The 10,314-nt window shown below is 63.6% G+C and carries 9 protein-coding genes; 8 read left to right on the top strand and 1 reads right to left on the bottom strand.

Annotation, left to right across the window (positions count from 1 at the left end):
- Positions 1-175: 175 nt before the first annotated feature.
- Positions 176-790, bottom strand: a complete 615-nt coding sequence (locus AC1DS3_RS29375; protein WP_441641528.1) for a glutathione S-transferase family protein — start codon at positions 788-790, stop codon at positions 176-178.
- A 450-nt stretch (positions 791-1,240) separates the two neighbouring features.
- Here AC1DS3_RS29375 and purB point away from each other — a divergent pair, with 450 nt between their 5' ends.
- The 8 genes from purB to AC1DS3_RS29335 all read left to right on the top strand — a co-directional run bounded on the left by purB (position 1,241) and on the right by AC1DS3_RS29335 (position 10,158).
- Positions 1,241-2,617, top strand: a complete 1,377-nt coding sequence (gene purB / locus AC1DS3_RS29370; RefSeq protein ID WP_441641529.1) for an adenylosuccinate lyase — start codon at positions 1,241-1,243, stop codon at positions 2,615-2,617.
- A gap of 255 nt (positions 2,618-2,872) precedes the next feature.
- Positions 2,873-3,463 carry a cytochrome b gene (locus AC1DS3_RS29365; protein ID WP_441641530.1) on the top strand — a complete coding sequence of 197 codons (591 nt, stop codon included), beginning with the start codon at positions 2,873-2,875 and terminating at the stop codon, positions 3,461-3,463.
- 91 nt (positions 3,464-3,554) lie between these two features.
- Positions 3,555-4,127 (top strand): YceI family protein, encoded by a 573-nt coding sequence (locus AC1DS3_RS29360; RefSeq protein WP_441641531.1) that lies wholly within the window; start codon positions 3,555-3,557, stop codon positions 4,125-4,127.
- A 67-nt stretch (positions 4,128-4,194) separates the two neighbouring features.
- On the top strand, positions 4,195-4,776 hold the full coding sequence (locus AC1DS3_RS29355; protein WP_441641532.1) for a YceI family protein: 582 nt from the start codon (positions 4,195-4,197) through the stop codon (positions 4,774-4,776).
- A gap of 491 nt (positions 4,777-5,267) precedes the next feature.
- Complete coding sequence (locus AC1DS3_RS29350) at positions 5,268-6,659, top strand: class I SAM-dependent methyltransferase (protein ID WP_477128488.1); 1,392 nt, start codon at positions 5,268-5,270, stop codon at positions 6,657-6,659.
- A 22-nt stretch (positions 6,660-6,681) separates the two neighbouring features.
- Entirely contained in the window at positions 6,682-8,013 is a 1,332-nt protein-coding gene (locus tag AC1DS3_RS29345; protein WP_441641534.1) for a sensor histidine kinase, read from the top strand.
- 7 nt (positions 8,014-8,020) lie between these two features.
- Complete coding sequence (locus AC1DS3_RS29340; protein ID WP_477128487.1) at positions 8,021-9,154, top strand: ATP-binding protein; 1,134 nt, start codon at positions 8,021-8,023, stop codon at positions 9,152-9,154.
- Positions 9,151-10,158 (top strand): response regulator, encoded by a 1,008-nt coding sequence (locus AC1DS3_RS29335; RefSeq protein WP_441641536.1) that lies wholly within the window; start codon positions 9,151-9,153, stop codon positions 10,156-10,158. Before AC1DS3_RS29340 ends, AC1DS3_RS29335 begins: the two co-directional genes overlap by 4 nt.
- Positions 10,159-10,314 lie beyond the last annotated feature (156 nt).

Raw genomic sequence — 10,314 nt, 5'->3', positions numbered from 1 at the left:
CTGTTGCGCTTCGAGCAGGAAGGTCAGGTGACTGGAAAGCATCGCGCCCGAAAGTTAACACTTCGGCGCAGCGTTTACAACTTCCTCTGACGCTACATACAAAAATGCCGTTCAGCTCTTAACTGAACGGCATTAGGCTCTATGGCCGGTTTTTATCTTCTCGTCGACCGACGCGTCAGGCGCGCGGCGGTTCCGTGTCGATGAACGACTGGCGCTTGGCAAGCTTGTCCTGGTACACGGCGAGGCGCGGGTGGCGCTCACGCCAGGCGATGTCCGGGAAGCGGAAGTCGAGGTACGACAACGCGCAGCCCACGGCTACGTCGGCCAGCGAGTAATGGTTGCCCGAGCACCAGGGCCGGTCGGCCAGGCCGTCGGCGATGGCCACCAGCGCCGCGTCGATCTTGCCGAGCTGGCGCGTGACCCAGCGTTCGCTGCGCTGCTCGGGCTCGCGTTGCGTGTGTTCCAGGCGCGCCAGCAGGGCGGCGTCTAGCAGGCCGTCGGCCAGCGCTTCCCAGCAACGCACTTCGACGCGTTCGCGGGCGCCCTGCGGGATCATGCGGCTGACGGGCGTCAGGGTGTCGACGTATTCGACGATCACGCGCGAGTCGAAAATCGCGCCGCCGTCTTCCATGACCAGGCACGGTACCTTGCCCAGCGGATTGAACTGGGAGATGGTGGTGTCCGGCGACCACACGTCAACCTCGACCATCTGGTAATCGATCTTCTTTTCCGCCATCACTACGCGCACCTTGCGCGCGTAAGGGCTGGTTTGCGATGCATACAGCTTCATGGACTCCCCTCGAGCTTGTTATGAAGTGCATCGGTCGCGCCTCGCGCGGCCGGCATGCCCGATGCACTTCATAACAGGCTAGCGGATCGGCGAGCGCGAGTATACCCGTGCCCCGTCCGGGATGTGCCGGGCGTGCGCGGCGCCTGCCTGCCGTGTCGCCATGCTGAGACGTGAGCGCTGCCCGGCCCCGCGAACGCGTCCACAGAAGGCGGGCCGCGATGGTAAAATGCCCGCTTTCCGTCGTGCCGTCAGTCGGTTTTTGCGCCGAATTGTTCACTTTTTGAGGCGAATTGGACCTGTTTTTGTGTCTTTTCCCCTCTTTAGAGCGGTTTCGGCCATGTCGCCGGCCACTTCGGCCCGCGCGGGCCTCGCCCGGCTATTTGCCCGCGTAATCTGCCCGCCCGGCCACGCTTGCGTAACCACTTCCCTCCATCCCTCCGGTCTCCCAGCATGTCTTCTTCCTCGCTCTCCCCGCTCACCGCCCTGTCTCCCATCGATGGCCGCTACGCCTCCAAGGCCGATGCGCTGCGCGAGTGGCTCTCGGAAGCGGCCTTCATGCGCAACCGCGTCAAGGTGGAAGTGCACTGGCTGATCGCGCTGTCGCAAGCCGGCCTGCCCGACATGCCGAAGTTCTCGCCGGCCTCGGAAGCGGCCCTGCTGGCGCTGGTGGACAACTTCACCGAAGCCCAGGCATCGCGCATCAAGGAGATCGAGGCGGTCACCAACCATGACGTGAAGGCCGTGGAGTACTGGCTCAAGGAACAGGTCAAGGGCAACGCCGAACTGGAAGCCGCGAGCGAGTTCATCCATTTCGCATGCACCTCGGAAGACATCAACAACACCTCGCACGGCATGATGCTCAAGGGCGCCCGCGAAGGCGTGATCCTGCCCACGCTGCAACGCGTGCACGCGCGCCTGGTGGAGCTGGCGCATGCCAATGCGAGCCAGCCGATGCTCTCGCGCACCCACGGCCAGCCGGCCAGCCCGACCACGCTGGGCAAGGAAATGGCCAATGTGGCGGCACGCCTGGCGCGCGCCATCGAGCGCATCCAGCGCGTGGAGCTGCTGGGCAAGATGAACGGTGCGGTCGGCAACTACAACGCCCACCTGTCGGCGTACCCCAGCTTCGACTGGGAGGCGTTCTCCAAGCAGGTGATCGAAACGCGCCTGGGCCTGACCTTCAATCCCTACACCATCCAGATCGAGCCGCACGATTACATGGCCGAGCTGTTCGACGCCATCGCCCGCACCAACACCATCCTGCTCGACCTGAACCGCGACATCTGGGGCTATATCTCGCTGGGCTACTTCAAGCAGCGCACCAAGGCCGGCGAAATCGGCTCGTCGACCATGCCGCACAAGGTCAACCCGATCGATTTCGAGAACTCGGAAGGCAACCTGGGCCTGGCCAACGCGGTGCTGCGCCACTTGTCGGAAAAGCTGCCGCTGTCGCGCTGGCAGCGCGACCTGACCGATTCCACCGTGCTGCGCAACATGGGCGTGGCCTTCGGCTACAGCCTGCTGGCGTATGAGGCCTGCCTGCGCGGCCTGGGCAAGCTGGAAACCAACCCCGAGCGCCTGGACGAGGACCTCGACAACTGCTGGGAAGTGCTGGCCGAGCCGGTGCAGACCGTCATGCGCCGCTTTGGCGTGCCCAATCCCTACGAGCAGCTCAAGGAACTCACGCGCGGCAAGGGCATCTCGCGCGAGGCGCTGCAAACCTTCATCACCGGCCTGGCGATCCCCGACGATGCCAAGAAGCTGCTGCTGGAAATGACCCCGGCCACCTATATCGGCCGTGCYGCCAGCCTCGCCGAACGCGTGTGATGCTCCCGGCCTGCCGGCCGGCGCGGTGCAAAAAAAGCCATCCCCGGGGATGGCTTTTTTGTTGATGGGCGGCCGGCGCGGGCACGGCTTGCCGGCTGCGGCGAAATGTCACTTCAAATGGTTTGAATGATTTCATGAATTTCGGACCGTTCCGCAACCTGCCCGCCGCACAATAATGCGAGAATTCAAGGAGCAGCAGTAATTGCCGTTCAGTAAAAGATAGTGAAACGCCCGCAAGGGCAGGGGTCCTTATCCATGCATTCCCAAGCCAAAGCCGGCGCCCACGCCGGCGCTGCCGCAGCGCCGCAGCCGACATCCGCCTATGGGGCGACGGCGATCGGCCTGCACTGGATCATCGCGCTGCTGATCTTCGCCGCCTTCGGGCTGGGCCTGTACATGACCAGCATCCCGGGCTTGTCGATGCTCAAGCTCAAGCTGTTTTCCTGGCACAAGTGGATCGGCGTGACCGTCTTTGCCATCGCCGTGCTGCGCGTGCTGTGGCGCGCCACCCACCGCGCGCCGGCACCGGCTGCGGGCACTCCGGCCTGGCAGGCCAAGGCCGCGCACGCGGCTCACCTGCTGCTCTACGCGCTGATCGTGGTGGTGCCCATCACGGGCTACCTGTACAGCTCGGCTTCAGGGGTTCCCGTGGTCTACTTCGGCATCTGGCAGCTGCCCGCGCTGATCGAGAAGAACGATGAGCTCAAGGAAATCCTCAAGCTGGTCCACATCTGGCTGAACTACCTGATGGCCGTGATCGTCGTAGTGCATGCGGCGGCTGCCATCAAGCATCAGTTCATCGAGCGCGATGGCACGCTGGCGCGCATGCTGCCGTTCCTCAAGTAAGCCGACGTACCGACGTACCGACGTACCGACGTACCGACATACTGATAAATGACCGAGGGCCGCATGGCCCTCTTAGCGACAGGAGTTTTTAATGAAACGCATTCCCCGCCCGAGCGCGCTCCTGATGGCAGCCACGCTGGCCACTGCCGGCATCGCAGCCAACTACGCCTGGGCCCAGGTCGACGCAGCCAAGAGCTCGGTCACCGCGACGGCCCGCCAGATCGGCGTGCCGATGGAGGGCAAGTTCAAGAAATTCGACGCCACGGTCGCGTTCGATCCCGCCAAGCTGGCCACGTCCTCGGCCAAGGTCGAGATCGACGTGTCCAGCTTCGAGATCGGAGACGCCGAGACCACCAAGGAGGTCAAGGGGCGCGACTGGTTCGACGCGGCCAAGTACCCCAAGGCGGTGTTCCAGTCGACCAGCATCAAGGCCGGCGCCGCCGGCAAGTATGAGGTGGCGGGCAAGCTCACCATCAAGGGCAAGACCCAGGACGTCGTGATTCCGGCAAGCTATCGCCAGGATGCCGCCGGCCAGGTGTTTGAAGGCGTGCTGCCGATCAAGCGCACCGTGTACAACATCGGCGACGGCGAATGGAAGGACACTTCCGTGGTGGCCGACGACGTTCAGATCAAATTCCGTATCGTGACCTTGGCTAAGAAGTAAGCGCGCGGCGCCCATCTTCCCTGCCATTCCTTTGCTGTTTATCCCCAACTTTTTGCCGGGAGCTCTCATGAAATTGCGCACCATCCTCGCCGCTGTCGCGGCCCTGTCCGCCGTCGGCGTCGCATCCGCCAACACGGTGACCTACAACCTCGATCCCACCCACACGTACCCGAGCTTCGAAGCCGACCACCTGGGCGGCCTGTCGACCTGGCGCGGCAAGTTCGAAAAGTCGAGCGGCGTGGTGACGCTGGACCGCGCCACGAAGACCGGCTCGGTGGACATCAAGATCGATCCCGCCTCGGTTGACTTCGGCAACAGCAAGCTGAACCAGCACGTGAAGGGCCCTGACATGTTCAACGTCGAAGCCTTCCCCGAAGCCACCTACAAGGGCAAGTTCTCCAAGTTCAACGGCGATGTGCCGACTGAAGTCGATGGCATGCTGACCCTGCACGGCGTGTCCAAGCCGGTCAAGCTGGAGATCCGCGAGTTCAAGTGCATCCAGCATCCGATGCTCAAGCGCGAAGCCTGCGGTGCTGACGCGGTGGGCACCTTCAACCGTGCCGATTTCGGTATCGACTACGGCGTGAAGATGGGCTTCAAGCCCGAGGTCAAGCTGGCGATCCAGGTCGAAGGCGTAAAGGCGGACTAAGCGCCGACCAAGCGTCGACTAAAAAGGCCAGCCAGGACGGACGGCACAGGCTGCGCGATGCCCGGGCTTTGTCCTGCGGCGCCGCGCATTCAAGCAGCAAGGCAAAAGGCCGGGAGCATTCCCGGCCTTTTGCTTTATTTCCGGCGGTTTCCGTCGTTCCCGGCTCGGCGGGCGGGCTTGCGCAGGTTGTGTTGTCTGCACATGGCGCCCACAGTACAATGATCCGCTAAGATTCAGTTACAGTCTCATCCAGTACAGCCTCACTCAGTTTCAGTTTCAGTCTCAGTCACAGTTACCAGGGTGTAGTCGCGCGCGTGCCAACATCAGGACGCCCATGCCCGCAACCGATTACCGACATGTATCCCAGCAGTACCCCCTGATACTGGCCTAGCGTAGCGATCCATCGCCCTACGAGCTGTACCCGGCCAGTCAATGATGCATGTTGAACTGGGCGGCCGGCAGCGTTTTTCGGATTTCTCTGGCGCAATACCGTGTACTCCCAAACGCAAATCGATCCGGTGGTTAGTTTCCGCAACTCGCAGGGCCAGCAGGTGCGGGGCACAATTATCAATCTCCAGAGAAAAGCTCTGGTGATGGAAATCTACAATCCATACTCGATCGTCCAGGTCAGCGAGGTGCTGAGCGAGCTGAGTGTGCGCATGGGCAGCAAGAACGCCTACCTGGGCAAGGCGGTGGTGATGAGCCTGGTGAACACCGGCCTCACCGCGGTGGTATCGCTGACGCTGATCGATGAATGGCGCGAGCTGAGCGACCTGCCCAATGAACCCAAATCGGTTGGGCGCGAGGCCGAACTGTTCATCAACGACTGGGATGCGCGCTTCAATATCCGGCGCGATTACCAGATCGTGGTCAACGAAATGCGCGCGTTTCTCTCGGAAGTCTCGCGCTGGGTCGAGCAGGTCGACCTGACCGAGAACCTGCCCAAGACCGACGGACGGCTGCGCGAGGACGTGTTCTACGAGCTCGCCACGCCAATCATGCTCAAGGTCAAGACCTACCTCGACCGGCTTGAAGGCGAGGCCGAGCAGGTGGACGCGGAGATCGCGCCGGTGCACCGCACATACGCGCAATCGGCCCTGCATCCGCTGCTGCTGCGCGCTCCCTTTGTCTACCGCACCTTCACCAAGCCGCTGGGCTATGCGGGCGACTATGAGATGGTCAACCAGATCCTGAACGATCCGCAGCAGGGCCCGACCACCTACTTCCAGATCGTCAATACGGCCTTCCTCAAGGCGGCCGTGGCGACCGCCCACCGCAACCGGATCGACCTGCTGGTCGATTTCCTGTCGCGCCAGGCCGATGCCGCCCGCGCGGCCGGCAGGCCGTTTCGCATCCTCAATGTCGGCTGCGGCCCGGCCTTCGAGATCCAGCGCTTCGTGCGCGAGTATCCGCAGCCCGAGCTGCTGTCGTTCCAGCTGGTCGACTTCAGCGAGGAGACCCTGGCTTACACCAAGTCCTCCATCGAGAGCTCGGCCGCCTCGGCGGGGCACAAGGTGTCGGTGGAGATGTTGCATCAATCGGTACATGAGCTGCTCAAGCGCAAGATCGCGCCAGACGACGCCGGGCTGCGCGAGTTCGATGCGGTGTATTGCGCCGGGTTGTTCGACTACCTGTCTGATAAGGTGTGTTCCCGCCTGCTGAGCTATTTTGCCGCGCGTACGCGGCCGGGCGGCCAGTTGCTGGTAACCAACGTCCATTCGGACAATCCGGAGAAATTCGGCATGGAACACCTGCTGGAGTGGTACCTGATCTATCGCGACGAGGCCAGGATGAGTATGCTGCTGCCCGAACAATCCCGTGATCACAATCTCTACGTCGACCAGACCGGGGTGAATGTGTTCGCGGAAGCGATCATCCTCTGAAACGCCAGTAGCCGGCCCAGCCATGAGCACCAATCAACTTTACGCGGGTTACCAGACCGAGCTGGCGGATTTCCGCCTGGCCTTCAGCCGCGGCGGCGCCTATACCGCCATCGTGCTGGTGCTGCTCGGCGTGGGGCTGGACTACGGCCAGTATCCGCAGTTGCAGGCGCCCTTCGCCGTGGCGCGCGTGCTGGTTTCGCTGCTGATCGCCGGCATCGTGATGCTGTTGTACAGCACGGCAGGGCGCCGTTTTGCGCCATGGCTGACGTTGTCGTGGCTGCTGCTGCCGCAGATCATGATCTCGTGGATGATCTGGCATACCGATGGCGTGGAGTCGCCGTATTACGTCGGGCTGAATCTCGCGATCTTCGCGTCTGGCATCGCGCTGCCGTTCGGCCTGTGGCAGAACCTGGTCTTCGGGATCCTGTCCTACCTGTTTTACCTGCTCGCCTGCGTGCTGCATTCCGGCGGCATCGAGCCGGCTGGCACCTTCATCGTCAATTCGCTGTTCCTGCTGTTCGCCGCGGCGGCCAGCGCGGTCTATACCTTCTTCAATGAACGGGCGCGCTTCATGCTGTTCCGGCTGAAGGCCGAAGTGGCGGAGAAGAACGGCGAGCTCGAAGTGATCAACCGCAAGCTGGTCGACATCAAGGGCCAGATGCTGCAGCAGGAAAAGATGGCCGCCATCGGTACGCTGGCCGCGGGCCTGCTGCACGAGGTCAACAACCCGGTCAACTTCTGCCTGATGGCGATCGAGGTCGCGCTGGAAGAGCCRGTGGCCAAGAACGAGCCGATGCTGCAGGAGTGCCTGGTCGACGCCAAGCAGGGCATGCAACGCATCCAGCATATCGTGTCGGACCTGAAAACCTTCGCCTATCGCAAGCCCGGTGCTGAAGCGGAGGGCACGCCCTTCCTGTTCGAGAAGGCGCTCGATTCCTCGATCCGGCTGACCGCGCATGAGCTGCGCGGGGTGGCCGTCACGCGCGAGCTGCCGACCGATACGCTGGTGCTGGGCGATGAAGCCGCGGTGATCGGCGTGCTGATCAACCTGTTTTCCAACGCCGCGCTGGCCATGCGCAAGGCCGGCACGCAGGCCCCGGCCATCCATACCACCGTGAAGTGGGTCGAGCGCCGGCTGCATGTGACCGTGAAGGACAACGGGCCGGGCATCGCGCAAGAGCACCTGGCGCGCGTGTTCGAGCCGTTCTTCACCACGCGCGAAGTCGGCCAGGGCCTGGGCCTTGGCCTGTCGATCAGCTATGCGGTGATCGAGCGTCACGGCGGCGTGCTGTTTGCCGAGAGCGAACTGGGCAAGTGGGCCTCGTTCAGCTTCGACCTGCCCCGAGCCGACTGAGAATGCCATGAGCGACGCCCGTCAACCACGGCTTACCGTGCTCTACGTCGATGACGAGGAAATGGCATGCAAGTACTTCGCCCGCGCGGTCGGCGCGGAGTACGAGGTGCTGGTCGCCAGCGGCRCCGACGAAGCGGTACGCATCCTGCGCCGGGAGAGCGCGCGCGTCGCCGTGCTGGTGACGGATTTCCGCATGCCGGGGCGCGATGGCGGCGACCTGCTGCGCCAGGTTGCGCTCGAGTACCCGCAGATCGTGCGCATCCTGGTGACCGCCTACGCGGACAAGGACATGCTGTTGCAGACGGTCAACACTGGCGAAGTGTTCCGCATCCTGGAGAAGCCCATCGAGCTGGGCCAGGTGCGCGAAGCGCTGCGGGTGGCCGCCGAGCGCTATCGCGAACGCTCGATCCGCCATCAGCGCCTGATGGCGATCGACGAGACGCTGGCCTTCCTGGCGCATGAACTGAACACGCCGCTGGCGGCGATCGCAAATTTTGCGCGCGGTATCGAAAGCCGTATCGCGGCGGAATACAATCCGCTGCGCCAGAGCGAGATTGGCCAGGCGGCCACGTCGATGCACGACAACGCGCAGTATTGCCTGGCCGTGATTTCGTCGTTCCTGCAGTCGGTGCGCAGCAGCGGCAGCCGGCCGAGCACGCAAGCGGGTGCCAGCCGGGAAGTGACCGCTGGCGGCCTGATCGCCGCGCTGCTCGACACCTACCCCTTTGCCGGGCCGCAGCGTGAGTGGGTAAAGATCGAAATGCATGACGACTTTGCCGTGCGCACGCTGCCCAATTGCGTGGCGCTGGTGCTGTCGTCGCTGTTGTCCAATGCGCTGCGGGCGCTCGACGGCGTCGACTCGCCTTCGCTGCGCTTCGTGGTGGCGGCCGAGCCCGATGCCGCGATCCGCATCTGCGACAACGGCCCGGGCATACCATCTGAGGTGATGGGGCGCCTTCTGGTGGATCCGGTCACCACCCATGCGAGTACCGGCGGCAACGGACTGGGCATGATTTTTTGCAACCGTGTCATGCAGTCTTTCGGTGGCGGCATCCGGATCGAGTCTACGTCCGGTGCGGGTACCACAGTGACGCTGGATTTCCCCAATACCAAGAGTCGAATGCATAGGAGTGATCGATGAACGAACCGAATGCCACGCAGGCACCATCACCGGCGATTCTGTTCGTCGATGACGAGGCGACGGCCGTCAAGTATTTCCAGCGTGCCATCGGAGCCCTGGCGCCGGTCGTGACCGGTGGCTCGGTTGAAGAGGGCAAGGCGCTGCTGGATGCGCACGCGGACAGCCTTGCGGTCCTGGTCTCCGACCAGCGCATGCCGGGCGAGTATGGCAACGAGTTGCTGCGCTACGCGCGCGAGCGCTATCCGCACATCGTGCGGATCCTGACCACCGCTTACTCGGAGATCGAGCATACGGTCGCGGCCGTCAACGAGGGGCAGATCCATCGCTATATCAAGAAGCCGTGGGACATCACCTCGCTGCGCATGGAGCTCAAGCAGGCGCTTGAGATGGCCGGCCTGCGCAAGGAGCGCGACCAGTTGCTGCGCGAGAAACTGAGCGTGCTGCAGCGGCAGACCATTGCCGCACGCATCGGCCTGATCCGCACGCTGTCGGCCAGCCTGATCGGCCCGGAGCGCTTCCAGCCGGTGGACACCTATCTGGCCTCGGCCGCGCTGGTCGGCGTGCAGAATCCCGAGCCGGACTGGCTGTTGATGGACTACGCCGACTTGGTGGCGGCGGAAAGCCGCCGCAGCGGCACCTTCGGCCACGCCGTGGCGGTCAAGCTCGCCGCGCTGCGCACGCAGCTCGCCGGCCGTGGAGCCGGCGATGCGGTGGCGGCACTGGCCGAGACGCTGGCCGCAACGGAAGGTGCAGCCAACGTGCGCCGCGATGGCGATGCCCTGGTGTGGATCCAGGGTGCCGCGCTTGCCGAGTACCTGGGCGAACCGGTGGATAAGGAAGTGTCCGCGCAGCATGCCACCTGGCTGGCGGGGCTGCTGTGGCTGGACGAAACCGGCGGCGCGCTCAAGGCCGTGCGGGAGGGCGACTCCATCGTCTACCGCCCCACCGATCGCACTGCGGAGTTTGCCGCGGATCGCCTGGCGGTGTGGATCGAGCAGTTCTGAGCGAATCCCGAGCGCGCTCCGCGCGCGTTCCGAGTCGCAACGGCATCACAAAAAAAAAGGGCACCCGAAGGTGTAATGCCGTTCAGTTAAGAGCTGAACGGCATTTTTGTATGTAGCGTCAGAGGAAGTTGTAAACGCTGCGCGTAAACGCTGCGC

The organism is Cupriavidus sp. 01L46, assembly GCF_056399905.1.
This window is presented reverse-complemented; position numbering and strand designations above follow the sequence as displayed.

Coding starts and splice junctions, on each gene's coding strand:
- AC1DS3_RS29375 (WP_441641528.1), bottom strand. CDS start 790: ATGAAGCTGTATGCATCGCAAACCAGCCCTTACGCGCGCAAGGTGCGC.
- AC1DS3_RS29365 (WP_441641530.1), top strand. CDS start 2,873: ATGCATTCCCAAGCCAAAGCCGGCGCCCACGCCGGCGCTGCCGCAGCG.
- AC1DS3_RS29360 (WP_441641531.1), top strand. CDS start 3,555: ATGAAACGCATTCCCCGCCCGAGCGCGCTCCTGATGGCAGCCACGCTG.
- AC1DS3_RS29355 (WP_441641532.1), top strand. CDS start 4,195: ATGAAATTGCGCACCATCCTCGCCGCTGTCGCGGCCCTGTCCGCCGTC.
- AC1DS3_RS29335 (WP_441641536.1), top strand. CDS start 9,151: ATGAACGAACCGAATGCCACGCAGGCACCATCACCGGCGATTCTGTTC.